23 protein-coding genes are annotated in these 22,118 nt (G+C 68.4%); 9 read left to right on the top strand and 14 right to left on the bottom strand.

The window, feature by feature from the left end:
• Window positions 1-76 precede the first annotated feature (76 nt).
• The gene (locus tag ABZX92_RS11310) at window positions 77-946 is read left to right on the top strand and encodes an A/G-specific adenine glycosylase (RefSeq protein ID WP_355556673.1); all 870 of its coding nucleotides are present in this window, start codon (window positions 77-79) and stop codon (window positions 944-946) included.
• The gene (locus tag ABZX92_RS11305; RefSeq protein WP_355556671.1) at window positions 946-1,455 is read left to right on the top strand and encodes a 2'-5' RNA ligase family protein; all 510 of its coding nucleotides are present in this window, start codon (window positions 946-948) and stop codon (window positions 1,453-1,455) included. The genes ABZX92_RS11310 and ABZX92_RS11305 overlap by 1 nt, the downstream gene beginning before the upstream one ends.
• Here the strand turns inward: ABZX92_RS11305 and ABZX92_RS11300 are convergent.
• Entirely contained in the window at window positions 1,404-2,114 is a 711-nt protein-coding gene (locus ABZX92_RS11300; protein WP_355556669.1) for an alpha/beta hydrolase, read from the bottom strand. The two genes, ABZX92_RS11305 and ABZX92_RS11300, sit on opposite strands and share 52 nt — an antisense overlap.
• 51 nt (window positions 2,115-2,165) lie before the next feature.
• Here ABZX92_RS11300 and ABZX92_RS11295 point away from each other — a divergent pair, with 51 nt between their 5' ends.
• From ABZX92_RS11295 to ABZX92_RS11285, 3 genes are read left to right on the top strand one after another with little or no spacing between them, the layout of a single operon-like run.
• Entirely contained in the window at window positions 2,166-3,620 is a 1,455-nt protein-coding gene (locus ABZX92_RS11295; protein WP_355556666.1) for a M1 family metallopeptidase, read from the top strand.
• A 10-nt stretch (window positions 3,621-3,630) separates the two neighbouring features.
• Window positions 3,631-3,942 (top strand): antibiotic biosynthesis monooxygenase, encoded by a 312-nt coding sequence (locus ABZX92_RS11290; RefSeq protein ID WP_204761620.1) that lies wholly within the window; start codon window positions 3,631-3,633, stop codon window positions 3,940-3,942.
• On the top strand, window positions 3,942-4,736 hold the full coding sequence (locus ABZX92_RS11285; protein ID WP_355556682.1) for a Sir2 family NAD-dependent protein deacetylase: 795 nt from the start codon (window positions 3,942-3,944) through the stop codon (window positions 4,734-4,736). The genes ABZX92_RS11290 and ABZX92_RS11285 overlap by 1 nt, the downstream gene beginning before the upstream one ends.
• On the opposite strand, the gene ABZX92_RS11280 is transcribed toward ABZX92_RS11285, so the two are convergent.
• A complete protein-coding gene (locus tag ABZX92_RS11280; RefSeq protein WP_355556663.1) occupies window positions 4,708-5,682 on the bottom strand; it encodes an endonuclease/exonuclease/phosphatase family protein in 975 nt (324 codons plus the stop codon). The two genes, ABZX92_RS11285 and ABZX92_RS11280, sit on opposite strands and share 29 nt — an antisense overlap.
• 121 nt (window positions 5,683-5,803) lie before the next feature.
• On the opposite strand from ABZX92_RS11280, the gene ABZX92_RS11275 reads away from it, so the two are divergent.
• Window positions 5,804-6,436 carry a hypothetical protein gene (locus ABZX92_RS11275; protein WP_355556661.1) on the top strand — a complete coding sequence of 211 codons (633 nt, stop codon included), beginning with the start codon at window positions 5,804-5,806 and terminating at the stop codon, window positions 6,434-6,436.
• On the opposite strand, the gene ABZX92_RS11270 is transcribed toward ABZX92_RS11275, so the two are convergent.
• Both ABZX92_RS11270 and ABZX92_RS11265 read right to left on the bottom strand, forming a co-directional pair.
• Window positions 6,415-6,969, bottom strand: a complete 555-nt coding sequence (locus ABZX92_RS11270) for a hypothetical protein (RefSeq protein WP_355556658.1) — start codon at window positions 6,967-6,969, stop codon at window positions 6,415-6,417. The two genes, ABZX92_RS11275 and ABZX92_RS11270, sit on opposite strands and share 22 nt — an antisense overlap.
• Window positions 6,970-7,086: 117 nt before the next feature.
• Window positions 7,087-9,648 (bottom strand): ATP-dependent Clp protease ATP-binding subunit, encoded by a 2,562-nt coding sequence (locus ABZX92_RS11265; protein ID WP_355556655.1) that lies wholly within the window; start codon window positions 9,646-9,648, stop codon window positions 7,087-7,089.
• Window positions 9,649-9,972: 324 nt separating this feature from the next.
• On the opposite strand from ABZX92_RS11265, the gene ABZX92_RS11260 reads away from it, so the two are divergent.
• Window positions 9,973-10,770: a (2Fe-2S)-binding protein gene (locus ABZX92_RS11260; RefSeq protein ID WP_355556652.1), complete on the top strand. Its 798-nt coding sequence runs from the start codon at window positions 9,973-9,975 to the stop codon at window positions 10,768-10,770.
• A 10-nt stretch (window positions 10,771-10,780) separates the two neighbouring features.
• On the opposite strand, the gene ABZX92_RS11255 is transcribed toward ABZX92_RS11260, so the two are convergent.
• The 5 genes from ABZX92_RS11255 to lysS all read right to left on the bottom strand — a co-directional run bounded on the left by ABZX92_RS11255 (window position 10,781) and on the right by lysS (window position 15,818).
• A complete protein-coding gene (locus ABZX92_RS11255; protein WP_355556649.1) occupies window positions 10,781-11,578 on the bottom strand; it encodes an ABC transporter ATP-binding protein in 798 nt (265 codons plus the stop codon).
• Window positions 11,575-12,639, bottom strand: a complete 1,065-nt coding sequence (locus ABZX92_RS11250) for an iron chelate uptake ABC transporter family permease subunit (RefSeq protein ID WP_355556646.1) — start codon at window positions 12,637-12,639, stop codon at window positions 11,575-11,577. The genes ABZX92_RS11255 and ABZX92_RS11250 overlap by 4 nt, the downstream gene beginning before the upstream one ends.
• On the bottom strand, window positions 12,636-13,628 hold the full coding sequence (locus ABZX92_RS11245; RefSeq protein ID WP_355556644.1) for an iron chelate uptake ABC transporter family permease subunit: 993 nt from the start codon (window positions 13,626-13,628) through the stop codon (window positions 12,636-12,638). Before ABZX92_RS11245 ends, ABZX92_RS11250 begins: the two co-directional genes overlap by 4 nt.
• A gap of 272 nt (window positions 13,629-13,900) precedes the next feature.
• Window positions 13,901-14,248, bottom strand: coding sequence for an Lsr2 family protein (locus tag ABZX92_RS11240; protein ID WP_045317204.1), 348 nt, complete (start codon window positions 14,246-14,248; stop codon window positions 13,901-13,903).
• Window positions 14,249-14,363: 115 nt separating this feature from the next.
• Window positions 14,364-15,818, bottom strand: coding sequence for a lysine--tRNA ligase (gene lysS, locus ABZX92_RS11235; protein WP_355556680.1), 1,455 nt, complete (start codon window positions 15,816-15,818; stop codon window positions 14,364-14,366).
• A gap of 290 nt (window positions 15,819-16,108) precedes the next feature.
• Here lysS and ABZX92_RS11230 point away from each other — a divergent pair, with 290 nt between their 5' ends.
• Window positions 16,109-16,864 (top strand): methyltransferase domain-containing protein, encoded by a 756-nt coding sequence (locus ABZX92_RS11230; protein WP_355556641.1) that lies wholly within the window; start codon window positions 16,109-16,111, stop codon window positions 16,862-16,864.
• Here the strand turns inward: ABZX92_RS11230 and ABZX92_RS11225 are convergent.
• From ABZX92_RS11225 to ABZX92_RS11205, 5 genes are all read right to left on the bottom strand, one after another.
• Window positions 16,854-17,645 carry a type III pantothenate kinase gene (locus ABZX92_RS11225; protein ID WP_355556639.1) on the bottom strand — a complete coding sequence of 264 codons (792 nt, stop codon included), beginning with the start codon at window positions 17,643-17,645 and terminating at the stop codon, window positions 16,854-16,856. The genes ABZX92_RS11230 and ABZX92_RS11225 overlap by 11 nt on opposite strands.
• Window positions 17,646-17,655: 10 nt before the next feature.
• Complete coding sequence (gene panD, locus ABZX92_RS11220; protein WP_355556679.1) at window positions 17,656-18,126, bottom strand: aspartate 1-decarboxylase; 471 nt, start codon at window positions 18,124-18,126, stop codon at window positions 17,656-17,658.
• 12 nt (window positions 18,127-18,138) lie between these two features.
• Window positions 18,139-19,029: a pantoate--beta-alanine ligase gene (gene panC, locus ABZX92_RS11215; RefSeq protein ID WP_355556636.1), complete on the bottom strand. Its 891-nt coding sequence runs from the start codon at window positions 19,027-19,029 to the stop codon at window positions 18,139-18,141.
• Between the two features lies 1 nt (window position 19,030).
• The gene (locus ABZX92_RS11210; protein WP_355556634.1) at window positions 19,031-19,921 is read right to left on the bottom strand and encodes a DUF2520 domain-containing protein; all 891 of its coding nucleotides are present in this window, start codon (window positions 19,919-19,921) and stop codon (window positions 19,031-19,033) included.
• A 102-nt stretch (window positions 19,922-20,023) separates the two neighbouring features.
• A complete protein-coding gene (locus ABZX92_RS11205) occupies window positions 20,024-21,169 on the bottom strand; it encodes a PrsW family intramembrane metalloprotease (protein ID WP_355556632.1) in 1,146 nt (381 codons plus the stop codon).
• Window positions 21,170-21,199: 30 nt separating this feature from the next.
• On the opposite strand from ABZX92_RS11205, the gene ABZX92_RS11200 reads away from it, so the two are divergent.
• Window positions 21,200-22,114, top strand: a complete 915-nt coding sequence (locus ABZX92_RS11200) for an SAM-dependent methyltransferase (protein WP_355556629.1) — start codon at window positions 21,200-21,202, stop codon at window positions 22,112-22,114.
• The last annotated feature ends 4 nt before the right edge of the window (window positions 22,115-22,118 follow it).

Genomic DNA, 22,118 nt, shown 5'->3' with positions numbered 1-22,118 from the left:
GCACGCGGGGGCCCCGCGTGCTCCCCGGGGTAACGCGGGGCCCCCGCGTGACTTTCGCGATGCGAGAATGCTCGCGATGAATCACGAGTTGTTGCTTGGCTGGTGGGACACCGCCGCGCGCGACCTGCCGTGGCGGCGTCCCGAATGCACCGCCTGGGGCGTGCTGGTCAGCGAGATCATGCTGCAGCAGACGCCGGTTTCCCGCGTCGAACCGATCTGGCACGAGTGGCTGGCGCGCTGGCCCGTGCCGTCGGCGATGGCTGCCGCGTCACAGGGTGAAGTGCTGCGGATGTGGGGCAAGCTCGGCTATCCGCGGCGCGCGCTGCGGTTGCACGAAGCTGCCACGGCCATTGCCCGCGATCACGGCGACGTGGTGCCGTCGGACGTGGAGACGCTGGAGTCGTTGCCGGGCATCGGCAGCTACACGGCTCGTGCGGTGGCCACGTTCGCGTACGGGCAGAAGTGCGCTGTCGTCGACACGAACGTCCGGCGGGTCGTTGCGCGCGCTGTGCACGGTGCCGGGGACGCCGGTCCACCGTCGACGAAGCGCGATCTCCGTGACGTGGAGGCGATCCTGCCTTCGTCGCAGGAAGACGCCGCGGTGTTCTCGGCGGCGTTGATGGAGCTCGGTGCGTTGATCTGCACGGCCAAGAACCAGAAGTGCGCTGACTGCCCGTTGTTCGACGTGTGCGCGTGGCAGCTCGCCGGTCGTCCTGCCTACGCGGGGCCGGAGAAGAAGGTGCAGAAGTTCGCCGGCACCGATCGTCAGGTGCGGGGCAGGCTGCTGGACGTCCTGCGGGGCGCGCCCGGCCCGGTGCCCAAGGCACAGCTCGACATCGTCTGGAACGACATCACGCAACGAGAGAAGTGCCTGGTCTCCCTGCTCGACGACGGTTTGGTCGAGCAGACGCGGGACGGCCTGTTCGCACTGCCCGGGGAGCACTGATGCACGCGCTCGTGGCGTTCTTCGACGACGAGGCGGACAAGAAGGTCCGCGACCTGTGGCGGCGGATCGGTATCAAGCACGAGCACCCGCCGCACCTCACGTACGCCGTCGCGAGCACCATCGGTCCCAAGGTCCGCAAGGAGCTGCGGGAGGACCTGGAACGGCTCTGGATGCCGGACCTGTGGCTGCACACGCTCGGCACGTTCTCCACGGTCGACAACGTGCTGATGCTCGCCGCTGTGGTGGACAACGAGCTGCTGGCCGTGCACTCCGCCATTCACGACGTGCTGGCGAGCAACGTGAAGAATCCGAGCGCCTACTACCTGCCGGGCAACTGGGTGCCGCACTGCACGCTGGCGCACGACATCGACGACGACGCGATGAAGTCGGCGTTCGCGGCCGTGTTCCCGGTCGAACCGATTCGCGCGAAGGTCCGCGAGGTGTCGATCGTCGACACTCAGACCGGCGAGATCGACGTGCTCAAGAAGGCCTCGACGGCTCCGCGGTAGACCCACGGCGCGGTCGCGTGCACGACGTGGCCCGCCTCCGGGACGTAGAGGTACCGGCCAGCAGACCTGCGCGCGGCCTCTGCCATCTGGTTGGGCAGCTGGCCGCCCTGACCTGCCTCGATGACCAGCGACGGGCACCGCACCCGGTCGATCTCGTCCCAGTACGCCCGCGTGCCCCACTGGCCCGCGATCTCGTACAGGTCCTCCATCTCCGCGATCAGGTGCCAGCCGTCCTCGCGTTCCTCGAAGTACTCGGCGAACACGGGATCGCCGAAGTACGACGTGACGTGCGCGAGCGACTGGAACGGCACCGGCCAGGCGTCGAAGAGCCACTTCCACTCGTCGACCGTCCTGCCCCGGTTGTCCGGGGCGAAGTCCTCGACGACAATCGCGCGCACCAGGTCAGGACGGGTCGCCGCGAGACACCACGCGTGCAGCCCGCCCATGGAGTGCCCGATCACCACGGCGGGCCCGAGGCCGAGGTCCTCGATGGCGGCAGCGGCATCGGCGACGAAGTCCTCGGTGCGGAACGGTCCCCGCTGCGGGTTGCGGCCGTGCCCGCGTTGGTCGATGCCGACGACTCGGCCGAACGGCTTGAGCCACTGCGCGACGGGCCACCACGCGGTGGCCCTGCTCATCAGGCCGTGCAGGAGCAGCACGCCTTGACCCGTTCCGCCGAACTCCACCACCGACACAGGGATGATTAACGCATGAAGGCCCGCCCGTACCTGATCGCCCTGGTGTTGATCGTGCTCGTCGCCGGGCTGCTCGTCGTGTTCCGCACGCCGAGCAACGACCCCGCGCAGCAGGAGCGTCAGGAGACGTCACCGCAGGCAGCCGTGGAGGCCGGCGCGGGCATGGGCGACGCGTACTACCCGACGGACGGCAACAGCGGCTACGACGTGACGCTCTACGACCTGGCGATCACGTACGACCCGACGTCGAAGCAGCTGCAGGGCGTGGCGAGGGTCAACGCGAACGCCACGGACGACCTCAGCAGGTTCAACCTCGACCTGGAGGGTCTGAAGGTCAGCGACGTGAAGGTCGGCGGGCAGCCCGCGAAGTTCGCGCAGGAGGGCGACCACGAGCTGGTGATCACGCCCGCTGCCCCGCTGGCGAAGGGCAAGCCGTTCACCGCGGTCGTCACCTACGGCGGCGAGCCCAAGACCGTCGAGGACGCCTCGCTGGGCCGCAGCGGCTGGCAGATCTCCTCGACCGGTGGCGCGTTCGCCGCAGGTGAGCCGCACTCCGCGACGTCGTGGTTCCCGGCCAACGACCACCCGCGCGACAAGGCGGCGTTCAAGCTCGCGGCCCGCGTGCCGGACGGCTGGACAGCGGTGTCGAACGGCCTGGAGGGCCCGGTGACGCGCGACGGCGGCTGGACGACGTTCAACTGGTCGGAGGAGACGCCGCTCGCGACCTACCTGGCCACCGTGGCGATCGACAAGTTCGAGATCGTGCGTTCGAAGCTCCCGAGCGGCGCGCCCGTGCTGGACGCCTACGCACCCGGCACGTCGGCGGAGAAGAAGCCGCTCCAGGCGCGGCTGCCCGAGATCCTGGGGTATCTGGAGACGAAGTTCGGCCCGTACCCGCAGCGCGCGGCCGGCAGCATCTGGGTGGCGGACAAGATCGGCTTCTCGCTGGAGACCCAGACGCGGCCGACCTACGCGTCGTGGGCGGACCTGGAGACCGTGGTGCACGAGAACGCGCACCAGTGGTTCGGCGACTCGGTGACGATCTCCAGCTGGGCGGACATCTGCCTGAACGAGTGCCTCGCGTCCTACTCGCAGTGGCTGTGGCTGGAGAAGGAGGGCACGAACCTCGACGAGCGCTACCGCGGCCGGGTCGAGGAGCTGCGGGGCCGCACGTCGTTCTGGGCGCCGAAGCTCTACGACATGGGCAAGGGCAACGAGTTCCGGGGCGTCTACGACAAGGGCATCATGGCGATGCACGCGCTGCGCAAGCAGGTCGGGGACGACGTGTTCTTCAAGGCGCTGCAGTCGTGGACGGCTGGTCACCGGAACGGGAACGCGTCCTGGCCGGAGTTCGAGAACCACTTCAAGCAGGCGTCCGGTCAGAACCTGGACGGGTTCTTCAACGCCTGGTTCCGATCTTCCGGCATTCCGGACGATCAGTACCTGCTGCCTGTCGGTGTTCGTCGCTAGGCTGGCTCACATGGCAGTCGTGAAGATCAATGCGATCAAGGTCCCCGAGGGCGCCGGCCCCGAGCTGGAGAAGCGCTTCGCCGCCCGCCTCGGCGCGGTCGACGACCAGCCGGGCTTCCTCGGCTTCGAGCTCCTGCGCCCGGTCGCCGGTGAGGACCGCTACTTCGTCGTGACGCACTGGGAGACGGACGAGGCGTTCGTCGCGTGGCGCGACGGTCAGGCGGGTCAGGCCGCGCACTCCGGTGAGCGCGCGAAGCCGGTGTCGACCGGTGCCGACCTGCTGGAGTTCGAGGTCGTGCTGGGGAGCAAGCCCAAGCAGTGATCGACGAGGCTTACGACAGAGCCGCCGAGCTGATCGCCGGCGCGGACGCGTTGCTCGTCTGCGCCGGTGCCGGCATCGGGGTCGACTCGGGGCTGCCGGACTTCCGCGGCACCGAGGGCTTCTGGCGGGCCTATCCGCCGTACGAGCGCCTCGGGCTGAAGTTCGAGGAGATCGCCGATCCGGTGCACTTCGCCGACGATCCCGAGCTGGCCTGGGGTTTCTACGGCCACCGGTTGCAGCTGTACCGCGAGACCGTGCCGCACGAGGGGTTCTCGATCCTGCGCTCGTGGGGTGCGCGCGTGTTCACGTCCAATGTGGACGGTCAGTTCCAGAAGGCTGGGTTCACCGACGTCGCCGAGGTCCACGGGTCGATCCACCACGTCCAGTGCGTGGAACCGTGCACCGACGAGATCTGGGAGTGCTCGTTCGACGTCTCCGTTGATCCTGTTTCGATGCGCGCGGTGGGCCCGCTGCCGTCGTGTCCGTCGTGCGGCGGTCTGGCCAGGCCCAACATCCTGATGTTCGGCGACTGGGGCTGGGTGCCGCACCGCAGCCAGGCGCAGCTCGACGAGCTGACCTCGTGGCGGCGTTCGGTGCAGGACCTGGTGGTGATCGAGATCGGTGCCGGCACGGCGGTGCCGACCGTGCGGCGTCAGGCCGAGCTCGCATCGGCTTCCACCGGTTCGCTGATCCGGATCAACGTCCGCGAGCCGGAGGTCCGGCACGGCCGCGGGGTGTCGTTGCCGGTCGGGGCTCTGGAAGCGCTCAGAACCTTGGCACGACGAACTGCGTGACGACGGCCCGGTGGTCGCTACCGGGCACGTCGAACACGTCCAGCGTGTCGACCGGGCAGCGCGGGTCCACCAGCACGTGGTCGATGGTGACCGGCGGCGGCCAGATGCCGCTGTTGCCCGGCCAGGTGTGGATCAGCCCCTTGCCGACCTGGTCGGCGGCGTCCACGTAGCCCTTGTTGAGCAGCCGCGTCATGCCCACGTGGTCGAGCGTGGCGTTGAAGTCACCGGCGAGCACCCTGATCGCGCCGGTGGAGTCCGGACTGGGCAGTCCGGCGAGCTCCCGTTGCCACGCTTCCGGCCCCTCGGCCACGACCGGCGGCAACGGGTGCACCGAGACGACCTCGATGTCCTTGCCCGGCAGGTCGACCAACGCCCCGGCCTGCTGCAACGTGCCCGGCGGCGTGAGCTCCCTGCGCGTGAGCGGGTACTTCGACGCGATACCGCTGCCCGACCCACCCGGCTCGGCGAGGAAGACCCGGCTGGGCAGGACCTGGTCGAGCCCGGCCCGTTCGAGGTCGCGCACCATCTCCGGCGTCAGCTCCTGCATCGACAGGATGTCGACGCCGCGGGCCTTGACCTCGCGCACGATCGCCTTGGCGTCCGCCATGCCGACGAGCAGGTTCGCGCTCATCACCCGGACCTGCTGCCCCACCCCGTTCGGCCGCGAGTCGGGAAACGCCCGCGGCGCCACGTTCGCCACCAGCACAATCCCCACCAAGGTCATCGTCAGCCCGATGACCCACCTCTTGCGTGCGAGCGCGAACAGCCCGATGAGCAACCCCGCGACCGTGATGTACGGAATGAGCGAGGTCGCGGCGATCATGTAGCGCGTGCCGTCGATGCCGAGCAGCCTGACCATGGCCGCCGCGACGAACGCCAGCGCGCACACGAACAGCAAGAACGTGGCGAAACCACTTCTGCGCGGCTTCACCTCGGTGGTGACCACGTCGTGCAGTGTCGCCGAGCGCTCGTCAGTCTCCGGTGTGGTCCGCACACCTCTAGGACGGCCCGGGCGCACTTCTCGTTGCGTGCCGGAAATTGTCAGACCCTTCCGCCATGCTGACCTCATGGGTGCCAAGGACTGGATGCTGATGTACGCATCCGACGACGTCAGCAAGGTTCTGCGGTCAGCTCCGGAGATCGACCGCGAGGCCACCGCGGCCCTGGTGGCGCGGCTCTACCCGGCGCACGACATCCGCCCGATCGCGGACGGTTCGCTGGACTACGCCAACCCGCCGGAGGGCGAGGTCTACGCCGCCGTCCTCCCGGGCCTCTCGATCGTCTGCACCTGGGACGCCGCCGGCGACGCCCCGACCGAACTCGACCCGCGCTTCATCCGCGAAGCCGCCGGCCGCACCCTGTACCTGCACGCCATGCACAGCGTCGTCGACTTCTTCGCCTACGCGATCTGGTCGCCCGACGGCTCGGTCCGCCGCGCGTTCAGCCTCTCCCCCGACAGCGGCGTGATCGAGGACGTCGGCACGCCGCTGCCGTTCGAGGAGAAGTACCTGGCGGGCGACCCGGAGTTCCTCGAATCGCTCGACGAGGACGACGAGTACCCGTTCCGCTTCCACCCGCTCGACCTCGCCGAGGCGGCACTGCGGTCGTTGTTCGGCTTCAACTACGAGGGCGTCTACCTGGACGACGACCCGGACCTCTCGAACATCGTGCTGGCGGGCTACGCCGTCACCCCGCGCTGAGGGCCAGGAGGATTTCCGGGCTCGACTCCGGGCATGAGGTCGAGCGTCTCCAGGATCATGTCGACCAGGAACTCGATCTCGTCGGCCCGGATCTGCCCCTGGCACACGGTGTGGACGAATCCGTCCTCAAAGGACAGTTCGAAGAAGTCGAACCGGAGTGCACGCTGCGGCAACGGATCCGTCGCGACCTCGATCCAGTGCTCGTACCGCAGGAGGGCGTCGGACGCCATCGGCTTCGGGTTGCAGGCCTCGGTCACGCGGACGTGCCACGGGCCGCGCTGGAAGGTCAGCGTGAGTTCTGGCTCGTACTTCTTCGAACGCCGCCGCAGGCGCGGAGTCCACGCGGCTGCTTCGCTTGGGCCGGACAGGGAACCGCCCAGCTTCGCGGCCAGCTCGGTCATGACCGGAGTCTGCTCGGCGACCGCTTGAGAGCGGGCGCGGGCGCGGCGGTGCGGGTTCTGCACGGCGAAGAGAACCACGATGCCGATGAAGATCACGACGAGTCGCTGCAGCAGGAACCCCAGGAAATCCACATGCCCTCCAGCGGACGCGTCTCACGTACCAGAGTCGCTGGAGGCGGGGATTGTTGAGCAGAGACGAGAACGGCCCCCAGGCCGAAAGCCTGGGGGCCGTCCTCACGTGCTGCTAGCTCACTCGGTCTCGTTCACCGGGGCGTCCTGCACGTCGCTGGCGGCCGGGGCTGCCAGGTCGACGGGCGGGGCGTCCGGCACGCGGTTCGGCTTGGCCTCGCCGCGGAAGACGAACTTCGCCTTGTCGTGGTCGTCGGACACGCCGTCCCAGCCCTCGACGTCGGTGATGATGATCTGGCCCGGCTGGATCTCGCCGAACAGGATCTTCTCCGACAGGGTGTCCTCGATCTCGCGCTGGATCGTCCGGCGCAGCGGGCGGGCGCCCAGCACCGGGTCGAAGCCGCGCTTGGCCAGCAGGGACTTGGCCCTGTCGGTCAGCTCGATGGCCATGTCCTTGTTCTTCAACTGGGCCTCGACGCGGGCGATCATCAGGTCCACCATCTTGATGATCTCGTCCTGAGTCAGCTGGTGGAAGACGATGATGTCGTCGATGCGGTTGAGGAACTCGGGGCGGAAGTGCTTCTTCAGCTCGTCGTTGACCTTGTTCTTCATCCGCTCGTAGTTGGACGCGGTGTCCTGACCCGAGGTGAAGCCGAGGCCGACGGCCTTGCTGATGTCCGACGTGCCCAGGTTCGACGTGAAGATGATGACGGTGTTCTTGAAGTCCACCGTCCGGCCCTGACCGTCGGTCAGGCGGCCGTCCTCCAGCACCTGGAGCAGCGTGTTGTAGACCTCCTGGTGGGCCTTCTCGATCTCGTCGAACAGCACGACGGAGAACGGCTTGCGGCGCACCTTCTCGGTGAGCTGGCCGCCCTCTTCGTAGCCGACGTAACCGGGAGGGGCACCGAAGAGCCGCGACGCGGTGTACCGGTCGTGGAACTCGCCCATGTCGATCTGGATGAGCGCGTCGTCCTCGCCGAACAGGAAGTTCGCCAGCGCCTTCGAGAGCTCGGTCTTACCGACACCGGACGGGCCGGCGAAGATGAACGAGCCGGAGGGGCGCTTCGGGTCCTTCAGGCCGGCGCGGGTGCGGCGGATCGCCTGCGACACGGCCTTGACCGCGTCGACCTGGCCGATGATCCGCTTGTGCAGCTCGTCCTCCATGCGGAGCAGACGCGAGGTCTCCTCCTCGGTGAGCTTGAACACCGGGATGCCGGTCCAGTTGGCGAGGACCTCGGCGATCTGCTCGTCGTCGACCTCTGCGACGACGTCCAGGTCACCGTCCTTCCACTGCTTCTCCCGCTCGGCCTTCTGGCCCAGGAGCTGCTTCTCCGCGTCCCGCAGCTTGGCGGCGCGCTCGAAGTCCTGCGCGTCGATCGCGGACTCCTTGTCGCGACGCACGTCCGCGATCTTCTCGTCGAACTCGCGCAGGTCCGGCGGCGCGGTCATCCGGCGGATGCGCATGCGGGCGCCCGCCTCGTCGATGAGGTCGATCGCCTTGTCCGGCAGGAACCGGTCGTTGATGTACCGGTCCGCCAGCGTGGCGGCGGCGACGAGCGCGGAGTCGGTGATCGAGACGCGGTGGTGCGCCTCGTACCGGTCGCGCAGACCCTTGAGGATCTCGATGGTGTGCTCGAGCGACGGCTCGCCCACCTGGATCGGCTGGAAGCGGCGCTCCAGCGCGGGGTCCTTCTCGACGTGCTTGCGGTACTCGTCGAGCGTGGTGGCGCCGATCGTCTGCAGCTCACCGCGCGCGAGCATCGGCTTCAGGATCGAAGCCGCGTCGATCGCGCCCTCGGCGGCACCCGCACCGACGAGCGTGTGGATCTCGTCGATGAACAGAATGATGTCGCCGCGCGTGCGGATCTCCTTGAGGACCTTCTTCAGGCGCTCTTCGAAGTCACCGCGGTAGCGCGAGCCCGCGACCAGCGAGCCGAGGTCGAGCGTGTAGAGCTGCTTGTCCTTGAGCGTCTCGGGCACCTCGCCCTTGACGACCATCTGCGCCAGGCCCTCGACGACGGCGGTCTTGCCGACGCCGGGCTCGCCGATGAGGACCGGGTTGTTCTTGGTGCGGCGGGACAGCACCTGCATGACCCGCTCGATCTCCTTGGCGCGCCCGATCACCGGGTCGAGCTTGCCCTCACGCGCCGAGGCAGTGAGGTTGCGCCCGAACTGGTCGAGGACCAGGGAAGACGAAGGGGTGCCCTCGCCACGTCCGGTCGACTCCGACGCGCCCTTCTCCGTCGAGTAACCGGACAGCAGCTGCAGCACCTGCTGCCGCACCCTGTTGAGGTCGGCACCCAGCTTCACGAGGACCTGCGCGGCAACGCCCTCGCCCTCGCGAATGAGGCCGAGCAGGATGTGCTCGGTGCCGATGTAGTTGTGGCCGAGCTGAAGCGCCTCGCGCAGCGAGAGCTCCAGGACCTTCTTCGCACGGGGGGTGAAGGGGATGTGTCCACTCGGAGCCTGCTGGCCCTGGCCGATGATCTCTTCGACCTGCTGGCGGACGCCCTCCAGCGCAATCCCCAACGACTCGAGCGCCTTGGCGGCGACACCTTCACCCTCGTGGATCAGACCCAGGAGGATGTGCTCGGTGCCGATGTAGTTGTGGTTGAGCATCCGTGCCTCTTCTTGGGCAAGGACAACCACCCGCCTCGCGCGGTCGGTGAACCTTTCGAACATTCGCACTCCCTGACTGCTGCGTCGGCGGTCCTCGGCTCCACCGATCTACCCTGGTGAGCGCGGCACCGTGGCACCACTGTAGTGGGCGTCCCCGAGGCCTGTGGCTCCCATCAGCGCACAGCGCAATCCGGGCAACCCTGACACCAGCATCAACGCAGGTCGGGAGCAACGGATTCCACAGATCGGGCGATGTCCGCTCAGCGCGAACAACCGACCGTTGAGCGATACTCCTGTGACCGGGCCCACCTCGACGAGCGCCGGCGGCGCAATCTTGGGTAAGGTTAGGCAAGCCTCATTCAGTGCGATGAGATAAGGACTTGCGCGTTGACCGTACCTGCGAGGGTCTCACAGCAGAACCCGCGTGCGCTCACGCCTCTGGCCCAATCCATCTCTCGTTTGTCCTCTTCTTCGGAAGTCCGCTTCGGCACTCCGACCCCGGACTGGACGATCTGCTCCGAGCTCCTGGCCGAACCGCCCCGCTTCGACCTCTGGCGCAAAGACCTGGCCGAGTGGATGGTCGAGCAGTACGGCGAGTCCGACGACCGCGCCACGGCCGGCTACATCATGGGCTGGTACCTGCACATCCCGGGCACCATCGCGGGCCTCCTCTTCCACACCGCCCGCCGCGTCCCTTCCCTGAAGCCGACCGACATCGCCTTCCGCCTGAACACCGCGGGCCGCCCCCACCCGGACGGCATCTCGGTTCTGTGCGACGAGTTCGCGTGCCTCCCGGACGACCCGGCCTCGAACCACCCAGCAGCCACCGTCGTGGCCAACGAAGCAGCCCTGGCCGCTCTGCTCCGCGCCCGCTACGCCGCCCACGCCGCCCAGTTCGTGGCCTCCTTCGGCCAAGTCGTCCGCTTCGGCCGCCGCACCCTCTGGGCCGCCGCGACCGACATGCTGGAGTACGGCGCCTGGGCAGCGGGCCGAGTCTCCGGCGACGAGCCCGGCGGCGTGACCGACGCGGCGCTGATCCTCCCGGAGAAGCTCGACCCGTTCGTCTCCGCCTCGACGCTGCACCTCTCGGACGAGGGCTGGAAGCGCAAGCGCAACAGCTGCTGCTTCCACTACGTCCTCCCGGCGGCAGAGCCCTGCACGGCCTGCCCCCGCACCTGCAACTAGCAGCCGAGCCCTACGGCAGTCGATGCCGCGATCCGACGGGAACCACCAGCGGCGTCCCGGAAACCGGATCCTCGACCACCCGAGCGTCCAGCCCGAACACATCCAGCAACATCGCCTCGGTCAGCACGTCGGCAGGCGTCCCCTGCGTCACGATCCGCCCGTCCCGCATGGCAACGATGTTGTCCGCGTACCGAGCAGCCAGGTTCAAGTCGTGCAGCACCATGACGATCGTCCGCCCCATGGACGTGTGCAGCTCCTGCACCAGATCCAGGACATCGATCTGATGCGCAAGATCCAGGTAGGTGGTCGGCTCGTCCAGCAGCAACAGATCAGTGCCCTGGGCGAGCGCCATCGAGATCCACGCCCGCTGCCGCTGCCCTCCGGACAGTTCGTCCACGGTCCGCTCGGCCAGATCCGAAATCCCGGTCATCGCCAACGCGGCGTCAACGGCGTCAGCATCCTCAGCTGACCACTGCCGATACCAGGACTGATGCGGGTGCCGCCCGCGCGCCACAAGATCAGCAACGGTGAGCCCCTCAGGAGCAGACGGAGCCTGAGGCAACATCCCCAGAACCCGGGCAACGTCCTTGGTGGCCAGCCGATCGATCTGCTTGCCGTCCAGCAACACCGCGCCGGACCGAGCAGGCAACAACCGCCCGAGAGCCTTCAACAGCGTCGACTTCCCGCACCCGTTGGGGCCGATCACCGCGGTGACGGTGCCATCCATGATCGACAGGTCCAGGGTGTCGACCACCAGCCGCTCGCCGTACCCCACGCACAGCGAGGAAGCCTCAAGACGCACCGTCATACCCGCGCCTCCCGGCGACTCCGAACCAGCAGGAACATCAGATAGGGCGCCCCGAGCACGGCCGTGACCACCCCGACCGGCAGCTCGGTGCGATAAACGGTCCGGGCGACCAGATCGGACGCCAGCACCAGCACGCCACCGATCACCACGGACCCGAACAGCGGCGGCTGAGCAGTCCCGGCCAGCCGCAACGCGATCTGCGGCGTGGCCAGCGCGACGAACGCGATGGGTCCGGCAGCGGCCGTGGCCACCGATGCCAGCACGATCGCCACGATGATCAGCGCCGACCGCGCCAGGTCGACCCGAATCCCGAGGCCGCGCGAGGTCTGGTCGTCGAACTGCAACGCCCCGAGCACATGGCCGCCGACCAGTGCCACGGGCACCAGCACCACCAAAGCCAGCGCGACGGGCACCACGTGCTCCCACCCGCGCGCGTTCAGCGAGCCGGTGATCCACACCATCGCCCGCCCGGCGTCCTGCACGTCCCCCACGGTCAGCAGGTAGTGCGTGAAGTTGCCGGCCACCGCGGTGATGCCGATGCCGACGAGCACCATCCGGAAGCCCTCGATGCCCTGCCGCCACGCCAGCGCGTAGACCAGCAGCCCGGCGGCCAGCCCGCCTGCCAGGCCGGCGATCGGCACCCCGACCGAGGCCGCGCTGCCGGTCACCACGCCCAGCGACCCGGCGAACGTGATTACCGAGACCGCCCCGGCGCCTGCTCCCCAGGTCACGCCGAGGATGTCCGGCGAGGCCAGCGGGTTACGCACGATCGCCTGGAAGATCGCCCCGGACAAGCCCAGCGCGCCGCCGACCAGCAGCCCGGTCAACGCCCGCGGCAGCCGCAGCTCGGTCACCACGAACTGGTCGCGCCTGGTCCCGCCGCCGAACAGCGTGTCGATCACCTGCGAGGCGGTCAGCGGGAAGTCGCCGATCATGATGGCGACGACCAGCAGGGCCGCCAGCACCGCCAGCGACACCGCCACCACCAGCAACGGCCGCCGCCGCAGCTTGAACGAGGTGACACCCAGCCTCAGCGCCGGTGCGGGCTTGAGCGTCGTCAAATCTTCACCAGCCTCTTGCGCCGCACCAGGTAGATGAAGAACGGCGCGCCGATCAGCGCCAGCATCACGCCGACCTCCACTTCGGACGGACGAGCGATCACCCGGCCGGCGATGTCGGCGATCAGGATGAGGGCCGCCCCGAGCAGCGCCGAGTACGGCAGGATCCAGCGGTAGTCCGGCCCGGTGAACGCCCGCGCCACGTGCGGCACCACGAGCCCCAGGAACCCGATGGGCCCGCACGCCGCCACGGCCCCGCCCACCAGCAGCGTGATGGCCAAAATGCCGAGCGACCGCGTCCTGCTGACGTTCACGCCCAGCGACTTGGCCACGTCCTCGCCGAGCGACAACGCGTTGAGGCCCGCCGCGTTCAACCCGGCCAGGACCAGTCCGACGACGAGGAACGGCAGCACCTGGTTCAGCACGGCCAGGTCCCGCCCGGCGATCGCACCGACCTGCCAGAACCGGAACGCGTCGAGCGACTGCTGGTCGAGCAGCACGATCGCCGACACCAGGCCGTTCATCAGCGCCGACACCGCCGCTCCTGCCAGCGCGAGCGTCACCGGCGACGGACCACCCCGGCCGGCCGAGCCGAGCAGGAACACCACCACGCTCGCGACCATCGCGCCGGCGAAGGCGAACCAGATGTAGCCGACCAGCGAGTTCACCCCGAGCAGGAAGATCGAGAGCACGACCGCCAGCGCGGCACCGTGCGTCACGCCGAGGATGCCGGGGTCGGCCAGCGGGTTGCGCGTGTGGCCCTGCATGAGAGCGCCGCCGACGCCCAGCGCGATGCCGACCACGATGCCGAGCAACGTCCGCGGGATCCGCAGCTCGCGGACCACCACGTCGTCCTCGATCCCGGTCGGCGTGAAGAGCCCGTGCCACACCCCGGACAGCGGGATCTCCTTCGAGCCGATCGCGATGCTCGCCAGCGACACGGCGACCAAGACGATCAGCAGGAAGAGCAGGCCGAACGACCTACGACCCACGGCCCACCCTCCTACCAGCAGCTGAAGACAGGCAAGCCTAACCGAAGTACCTGCGCGCACCGACGCGCACGTACGCGGTTCTGGTCACAACGGAGACGGAAGAACGGGCCCGAAGAAGATCGGAACGGAATATGCGAACTAACCAGTTGTGAGGTCAACCAATCTCGTTTGGGTAGACGTTCATCCCGCCACGAGTAGTTGATCAGTCACTCAAATAGCACGAAGGGGTTCCGAGGAATCATCCCCGGAACCCCTTCGTGTTTTACCGAATTTCAGCCCTGCTGGTGGTACGCGTCGAGCACCTCGGCCGGGATGCGGCCGCGATCCGACACCTTCATGCCCTGCTTGCGGGCCCACTCTCGAATGGCCTGGTTCTGCTCACGATCCGCCGATGCCGGGCGTGCCTTCACACCCGCCGGACGACCTGGACCAACACGCTTACGACCACCCGCGCGACGTGCACCACCGACGAAGTCGGCAAGAGCGTCCCGCAGTTTGCCCGCATTGCCCGAGGAAAGGTCGATCGTGTAGCTGACACCGTCCAGCCCGAACTCGACGGTCTCCTCCGCAGTGGAGCCGTCCAGGTCGTCGACGAGGGTCACGGTGACCTTCTGCGCCATGCGTATCCTCCTGGACCCCGAATGCGCGGTGCACCCGCGTCGCCAACTAAAGCCTTCTGCGACGCAGGTTAGCGCACAGGTGCCGCATTGCACCTATCGACATCCGGAAAGTTACTCATTCAGGGCGAACGAGCGGGAACAAGATGGTCTCCCGGATACCCAGACCGGTGAGGGCCATCAGCAGCCGATCGATACCCATTCCGACGCCACCACTCGGTGGCATTCCGTACTCCAGTGATCGCAGAAAGTCTTCATCGACCGGCATCGCCTCGTTGTCACCGGCCGCGGCAAGACGGGCCTGCGCTTCCAGGCGTTCCCGCTCGATCACCGGGTCCACCAGTTCGGAGTAACCGGTTCCGAGTTCGAATCCGCGGACGTACAGATCCCACTTTTCGGCGACACCCGGCTTGCTGCGGTGCTGCCTGGTCAGCGGGGACGTCTCGACCGGGTAGTCGCGCACGAAGGTGGGCAGGTAGAGCGAGTCGCACACCAGGTGCTCCCACAGCTCCTCGACCAGCTTGCCGTGCCCGAACTTCGGGTTGACCTCCAGTTCGTGCCGGTCACAAAGCTTCCGAAGCACCTCGGCAGGCGTCTCGGGGGTGATTTCCTCACCAACGGCCCCGGACAACGACTCGTAGATGCTGATCGTCGTCCATTCACCCGAGAGGTCGTACTCGGAGCCGTCCGCCAGCGTGACGATCTGAGAACCCGTCACCGCTTCCGCGGCTTCCTGGATGAGCTCGCGAGTCAGCTTCGCGTTCGTGTCGTACGTGGCGTAGGCCTCGTAGTACTCGAGCATCGAAAACTCGGGCGAATGCGACGAGTCCACGCCCTCGTTGCGGAAGTTCCGGTTGATCTCGAAGACCTTCTCGATGCCACCGACGACGCAGCGCTTCAAGTACAGCTCCGGCGCGATGCGCAGGAACAGGTCGATGTCGAGGGCGTTCGAGTGCGTGATGAACGGACGCGCCGACGCCCCACCCTGCAACGACTGCAACATCGGCGTCTCGACTTCGAGGAATCCGCGCCGGTGGAACGAGTCGCGCAGAGAACGAACGACGTTCGCGCGGGTCCGAACGGTGTCGCGCGCCAACGGCCGCAGGATCAGGTCGACGTATCGCTGACGAATACGGGTTTCCTCGCCGAGTTCCTTGTGCGCGACCGGCAGCGGGCGCAACGACTTCGACGTCAGCTGCCACCCGTCCGCCATCACGGAAAGCTCGCCGCGGCGGGAGCTGATGACCTCGCCGTGGATGAAAACGTGGTCGCCGAGGTCGACGTCGGTCTTCCACTCGGAAAGTGCTTCCTCACCAACGCCGGCGAGGCTCAGCATCGCCTGCAGTTCGGTGCCGTCGCCTTCCCGCAACGTCGCGAAGCACAGCTTTCCGGTGTTGCGCATGAACATCACGCGCCCGGTCACGCCGACGATCTCGCCGGTCTGCGTGTCCGGTTCGAGTTCGGGATGCGCGTCGCGAATCTCGCGCAACGTGTGCGTGCGCGCGACTTCGACGGGATACGGCTCCTTACCGGAAGCGAGCAGCCGCGCACGCTTCTCCCGGCGCACGCGCATCTGCTCTGGCAGGTCTTCTTCGCTGGTCACGAGGTTTTGCTTCGGCTGCTCACTCACGCGGAGAAGGGTACGGAAGGCGGTTGTGTCAAAGCGAACCGGATACCCGTTTCACGAGGTGACGATCGATTCCGAGATCCACGATCCAGCCCGGCGCAAGCCCTGCTTCCGCTGAGGTGCAATCGAGGAGGATCTTCACCTCGGGGGTGCGCGACCGCGCGCACCGGGTCGTTCGGACCTGAACAAACCTACCGGGACATTCCGGCCGAGGCGCCACGAACTAGGTTGGGGTGATGGATCTACACGCGAGGCGAGCGGACTCGTTCGGCGCGCAGGCCGAGGCCTACGCCGAACACCGGCCTGACTATCCCGTGGCGGCGATCCGGTGGGCGCTGGAGCCTCTGGGCACGTCCGAGCGCTTAGACGTGCTCGACCTCGCCGCCGGCACCGGCAAGCTGGCCGCGGGGCTTGTCGCAGAGGGCCACCGTGTGACAGCCGTGGAGCCCAACGAGCAGATGCTGTCCGAGCTCGTGCGCCGCGTTCACGACGTGCGCGCGCTGCCCGGCCACGCGGAGCACATCCCGGTGCGCGACGAGTCGGTCGACGCGGTGTTCGTCGGCACCGCCTACCACTGGTTCGACCAGGAGAAGGCGCTGCCGGAGATCGCCCGCGTGCTGCGGCCCGGCGGCGTGCTGGCGGCGTTGTGGCTCTCGCCCGACCCGGACGTCGAGTGGTACACGGAGTTCGAGCGGGTGTCGGCGTCCAGCGTCGAGCCTCAGCGCAACGACCCGACAGGCGTCATGGCGCACCCGTCGTTCGGGCCGGTCGAGGAGAAGACGTTCCCGCACGTGCATCGCCGGGACTCACCGGAGGCGCTCATCGCCACCGTGAACACCCATTCGCGCCTGCTCGTCATCGACGACGAGGAACGGGCTGCGATCAACGACAAGATGCTCGCGTTCCTCCGTTCACGTCCGGAGACGTCGAACGGGCCGTTCGACGTCTCCCTGCGCGTGGAGGCTTTCCGGGTGGTGCGCGTCAGCGAGTAGGCATGTTGCGCTCGAACACGAGCCGCAACCCCAGCAGGGTCAGGTCGGGCACGTGGTGCGCGATCGTCGAGGACTCCGAGACCACCAACGGCGCCAGGCCACCGGTCGCGATCACCGTGACCGGGCCCGGGTCGGTCTGCTGGAGCTCCTCGGTGATCTTGCGCACCAGCCCGTCCACCTGGCCGACGAAACCCCAGACGATGCCGGACTGCAGGCACTCGACGGTGTTCTTGCCGATCACGTTGCGCGGCCTGACCAGCTCGACCTTGCGCAGCTGGGCCGCACGGGCGGCCAGGGCGTCGACCGAGATCTCGATGCCCGGTGCCAGCGCACCACCGAGGAACTCGCCGCGCGACGAGATCACGTCGAGGTTCGTGGACGTGCCGAAGTCGACGACGATGCACGAGGTCGAGTACAGGTGGTGCGCGGCCAGCGTGTTGATCACGCGGTCCGAGCCCACCTCCTTCGGGTTGTCCACGAGCAGCGGCACGCCCGTCTTCACGCCCGGCTCGACCAGGATCTTCGGCACCGCGTCGTAGTAGCGCCCGAGCATCACCCGCAGCTCGCGCAGCACCGCGGGCACGGTGGACAGCGCGGAGATGCCGGTGATCTTGTCGGCGTACTCGCCGAGCAGGCCGCGCATGGTCAGCGCGAGCTCGTCGGCGGTCATCCTGGCGTCGGTGCGCATCCGCCAGTCGCGCACGAGCGGGGCCGTGTCGCCGACCCCGTCGTACAGACCGAGCACGATGTTGGTGTTGCCGACGTCGATGGCGAGCAGCACTTGTGATTCCTCAGTTCTCGGCCTGGATCAACGCGTCGAGCGCGGTCGCCTCAACGGTCTCAGAAGAAGGCGCGCTGGTGGAGCCGTTCACCAGTCCGGACCCCTCCGGGGCGTGCGCGGGGTCGGAACCGAGATCGACGACCTTGTTGTCGGCGTCCACGAAGACGACGCGCGGCTGGTAGGTGCGCGACTCGGCGTCGTCCATCTGCCCGTAGGCGATCAGGATCACGATGTCGCCGGGGTGCACGAGGTGCGCCGCCGCGCCGTTGATGCCCAGCACGCCGGTGCCGCGCTCGCCGGGGATGACGTAGGTCTCCAGGCGCGCGCCGTTGGAGACGTCGACGATGGCGACCTGTTCGCCCGCCAGCAGGTCGGCGGCCTCCATCAGGTCCTCGTCCACCGTCACCGAGCCGACGTAGTGCAGGTCGGCCTGCGTCACGGTGGCCCGGTGGATCTTGGACTTCAGCATCGTGCGGAACATGGCCATTTCCCCCTACTCGTCGCCTTCGCCGAGCAACACCGCGATGTTGTCGATCAGGCGGGTGGAACCGACGCGGGCCGCCACGAGCAGCCGCGCGTCGCCGTTCTCCGGCGCGGGACCGAGGTCGACCCCGCGCAGCTCCAGGTAGTCGAGCTCGATCTCGGGCGTCTGCGCGAGCACGTCGTGCGCGGCCTTGAGCACCGCGTCGGCGCCCTGCGAGGACACGTGCGCACCGGCGGTCAGCGCGGCCGACAGCGTGATGGCCTGCTGGCGCTGCTCCGGGCTCAGGTAGGCGTTGCGCGACGACAGCGCGAGGCCGTCGGGCTCGCGGACGGTCGGCACGCCGACGACGTCCAGCGGGAAGTTGAGGTCCCGCGCCATCTTGTGGATCAGCTGCAGCTGTTGGTAGTCCTTCTGCCCGAACACCGCGTACGTGGGCTGCACGATGTTGAACAGCTTCGACACGACCGTGAGCACGCCCGCGAAGTGGCCGGGACGGACGATGCCCTCCAGCTCGTCGCCCAGCGGACCGGGGTGCACGGTGACCTGCGCGCCCGCCGGGTACATGTCCTCGACCGACGGCGCGAAGACGATGCCGACGCGCTCCTCGCGGCAGATGTCCACATCGGACTCGAACTGGCGGGGGTACTTCGCGAGGTCCTCGTTCGGCCCGAACTGCAACGGGTTCACGAAGATCGACACCACGACCACCGTGTTCTGCATGACCTGCGCCTCGCGGATCAGCTGCCGGTGGCCCGCGTGCAGTGCGCCCATCGTGGGCACCAGCGCGACGTTGCGACCGGCGTTGCGCAGCGCCCTGATCACCCGGTTCAGCCGGGCGGGGTCGCGGTGCACCGTGACGTCGTTCGGGCGGTAGTCGTCCTTGGTCAGTGGCTTGGTCACGTCAGTCCTCAAGAGTGGTGCGAACGTCGTTGGCCGCGTCGGGCTTGAGCAGCCCGGAGTGCTCGGCCCGGTCGGCGGTGCGGCGGGCGAGCACGCGGTAGCTGGGCAGGATCTCGGGTGCCTGGCCGGCGAGCACGCCGAGGTGCTTGCGCAAGGTACCCGTGTCGCCTCGGGCGACCGGACCGGTGAGGGCGCGGTCACCGTGGCGCAGCGCGTTGTCGAGCGCCGCGGACAGCAACGGGCCGAGCAGGCGTTCGGCGTTGGGGATGCCCGCGCCGGTCAGCAGGTCGGCGGCGTCGCGGACCAGCGTGATCAGGTGGTTCGCGCCGTGGGCCAGTGCCGCGTGGTAGAGCGGGCGGACGGCCTCCGGCACCCGGATCGGCTCCGCCTCCATCTCCACGACCAGCGCTTCGCCGACGCTCCACGCCACCTCGTCGCCGTCCGCGGCCGTGACGCCGACACACGCGGCACGCATCCGCTGCAGGTCTTCCTCGCGGCCGGTGAAGGTCATGACGGGGTGCAGGGCGAGCGTCAACGCACCCAGCTGAGCTGCGGGTTCGAGGACTTTCACGCCCTGAGCGCCGGACGTGTGGACGATGATCTGGCCCGCGCGCAACGACTCGGTGGCGACGAGGCCCTTCACGAGGCCTTCCAGCTCGTCGTCCGGCACCGCGAGCAGCACGAGGTCGGCGCGCCGGGCGACTTCGGTCGGGTCCTCGACGGGGACACCGGGCAGCAGGTCCTCCGCGCGGTTGCGGGAGGCCTGGGAGACGGCGGACGTGCCGACCACCACGTGACCGGTCCTGGCCAGCGCGGCGCCCAGCACCGAACCGACGCGGCCTGCCGAGATGACACCTACGGCGAGCCTGGCCGGACGTGGGGTCGCGTCCATGCGACTAACTCCTTCTGACGTTCCAGTCCCGGTTCGGGTACCAGACGACGCCGCCGAGGGTAATCCCGCCGATCCTGGCTTGAGGCCGGTCGGTGACAGGACTCACCGGCGAGCGGCGAGCCTGGCCGCGTTCAGCGTGTCGAGCAGCACCCCGTGCCGCTGTTCGGCGCTCTGACCCGCTGTTCCCTGCTCGATTCGGTGCCGCAGGAACGCGAGCTCGGTGACCGCTTCCTGGTAGGTCTTCACGGCCTTGGCCGACGAGTCACCGGACTTTCGCCGGACCGCCCGCAGCCAGTTCCTGCGCCCTTCGAGGCTCGCCAGCAACGCCACCTCGCTGGTCGCGATCCACCGGTTCTGCGCCATCGCCGCGAGCTGTCCTGCCACGATCCGCTGCTCCCGGCGGCGCTGCCAGACCACGATCGCGACGGCTCCCGCGAACACCGGCACCATGATCAGGAAGTAGAGGTTGATGAACTCCGCGCCGGTGCCGACCGTCGTGGAGAAGTTCCACAGCGAGTGCAGGCCGACCGCCGTGAGATAGCCGCCGATCGGCGCGAGGATCTTGGTCCTGGTGTTGCTGGAGCTGGCGGCGATGCCGACCCCGATGCCGGTCATCGACGTGAACAGCGGGTGCGCGAACGGCGAGAGCACCCCGCGCAGCACGAACAGCGCGATCACCCCGCCGCCCATGCCGCCGAGCCCGTTCTCCAGGAAGACCCGGCCGAAGTACCAGATGTTCTCGGTGAACGCGAAGCCCGCGGCCGTGATGCCCGCGTAGACCATGCCGTCGACGACGCCGTCGAACTCGTGCCGGCGGCGCAGGTACACGGCCACCAGGAACGCGGCCTTGGTCGCCTCCTCGACGATCGGCGCGCCGACCACCGCGGTGAACGTCGTGCCGTCGTTGGTGAGCAGATCGCCGAGCACGCGGCTGGTCTGGTTGAACGCGAGCGAGCTGATCGTTGCTCCGCACGCGCCCCACAGGAACGCGAAGAGCAGCATCTTCGCCGGTTCCGGCTCCCAGCGGTCGATCCACAGGAACGCGCTCACCACGAACGCGACCGGGATGAGCGCCGCGGCGGCACCGACCAGCAACGGCTCGATGCCGATGGCCGACGTGCCCAGCGCGAACAGCACGAGACCCGCCGCGGCCAGGGCGATCAGCCCCACCACGGGGAACAGGACGGTCCAGCGGCGCTGCTCGATGCGCTTGCGGGTCGGCGTCGGCGTGAGGTCGGCGTCGTTCACGGGAAATGACCTTAGATGCACACTTGACGGATGTTCGACTGGGAAGCCGCTTGGCACGCCGCTTTGTACGGGCCTTCCGGTTTCTTCGCCCGCGGGGAGAAGCCTGCTGCGCACTTCCGGACCTCGCCGCTGGTGGGTCCGGAGCTTGCTTCCGCGTTGTTGTCGTTGCTGGCGCGGGTCGACGCCGCGTTGGGGTTTCCGCAGGTCCTGGACTTCGTCGACGTCGGTGCCGGTGGCGGTGAGCTGGCGTTCGCAGTGAGGTCTCAGGCCTCCGGGTCGCTCGCTGCCCGGTTGCGGGTGACGGCCGTCGAGCTCGGGCCTCCGGTGTCGCTGCCCGGAGTTCGGTGGACCACTTCCATTCCTTCGTGTGTCGGGCTGCTGGTCGGGCACGAGTGGCTCGACTCGATCCCGTGCCCCGTGGTGACCGGGCCTTCCGCCGATCCGTGGATCACTCGATGGTGGCCATCCCTTGCTCCGGGAGAGCAGGCCGAGGTGGGGGCGCCCCGGGATGCGGCTTGGGCGGCGGCGGTCTCGTCGGTTCGCGGGGCGGCGCTGGCGATCGACTACGGGCATCTGGTGTCGTCGCGGCGCTTCACGCTGACCGGGTATCGGGACGGGCGGCAGGTTCCGCCGGTGTTCGACGGTTCCTGCGACATCACCGCGCACGTGGCTTTGGACGCGTGCGCTGCTGCTGCCGGTGGGGATTTCGTTCTGGTGTCGCAGCGGGATGCGTTGGGCGCCTTGGGTTTGACCGGTTCTGTTTCCGGTTCCGGGTGGGAGTGGCTGGAGTCGGCTGCTCGCGCCGGTCGGATCGCTGAGCTGCGTGACCCGCGTGGGCTCGGTGGGTTCGGCTGGCTGTTGCACGGTCGCGGTGTGGACGTCTCGGACCTGCTGCCCGCGTTGCCGTCCTGGCGTCCGATTCCCGCCAGCTTTTCCTCGGCCTGACGAC

This window comes from Lentzea sp. NPDC006480 (genome assembly GCF_040611995.1).
Taxonomy (GTDB): domain Bacteria; phylum Actinomycetota; class Actinomycetes; order Mycobacteriales; family Pseudonocardiaceae; genus Lentzea.
Note: the sequence above shows the minus strand (reverse complement) of the source record. Positions and strands in the feature narration are given on the sequence as shown.

Coding starts and splice junctions, on each gene's coding strand:
- lysS (WP_355556680.1), bottom strand. CDS start 15,818: ATGCGCGTGCGCCGGGAGAAGCGTGCGCGGCTGCTCGCTTCCGGTAAG.
- ABZX92_RS11290 (WP_204761620.1), top strand. CDS start 3,631: ATGGCAGTCGTGAAGATCAATGCGATCAAGGTCCCCGAGGGCGCCGGC.
- ABZX92_RS11305 (WP_355556671.1), top strand. CDS start 946: ATGCACGCGCTCGTGGCGTTCTTCGACGACGAGGCGGACAAGAAGGTC.
- ABZX92_RS11230 (WP_355556641.1), top strand. CDS start 16,109: ATGGATCTACACGCGAGGCGAGCGGACTCGTTCGGCGCGCAGGCCGAG.
- ABZX92_RS11210 (WP_355556634.1), bottom strand. CDS start 19,921: ATGGACGCGACCCCACGTCCGGCCAGGCTCGCCGTAGGTGTCATCTCG.
- ABZX92_RS11240 (WP_045317204.1), bottom strand. CDS start 14,248: ATGGCGCAGAAGGTCACCGTGACCCTCGTCGACGACCTGGACGGCTCC.
- ABZX92_RS11275 (WP_355556661.1), top strand. CDS start 5,804: ATGGGTGCCAAGGACTGGATGCTGATGTACGCATCCGACGACGTCAGC.
- ABZX92_RS11265 (WP_355556655.1), bottom strand. CDS start 9,648: ATGTTCGAAAGGTTCACCGACCGCGCGAGGCGGGTGGTTGTCCTTGCC.
- ABZX92_RS11295 (WP_355556666.1), top strand. CDS start 2,166: ATGAAGGCCCGCCCGTACCTGATCGCCCTGGTGTTGATCGTGCTCGTC.
- ABZX92_RS11310 (WP_355556673.1), top strand. CDS start 77: ATGAATCACGAGTTGTTGCTTGGCTGGTGGGACACCGCCGCGCGCGAC.
- panD (WP_355556679.1), bottom strand. CDS start 18,126: ATGTTCCGCACGATGCTGAAGTCCAAGATCCACCGGGCCACCGTGACG.
- ABZX92_RS11200 (WP_355556629.1), top strand. CDS start 21,200: ATGTTCGACTGGGAAGCCGCTTGGCACGCCGCTTTGTACGGGCCTTCC.
- ABZX92_RS11255 (WP_355556649.1), bottom strand. CDS start 11,578: ATGACGGTGCGTCTTGAGGCTTCCTCGCTGTGCGTGGGGTACGGCGAG.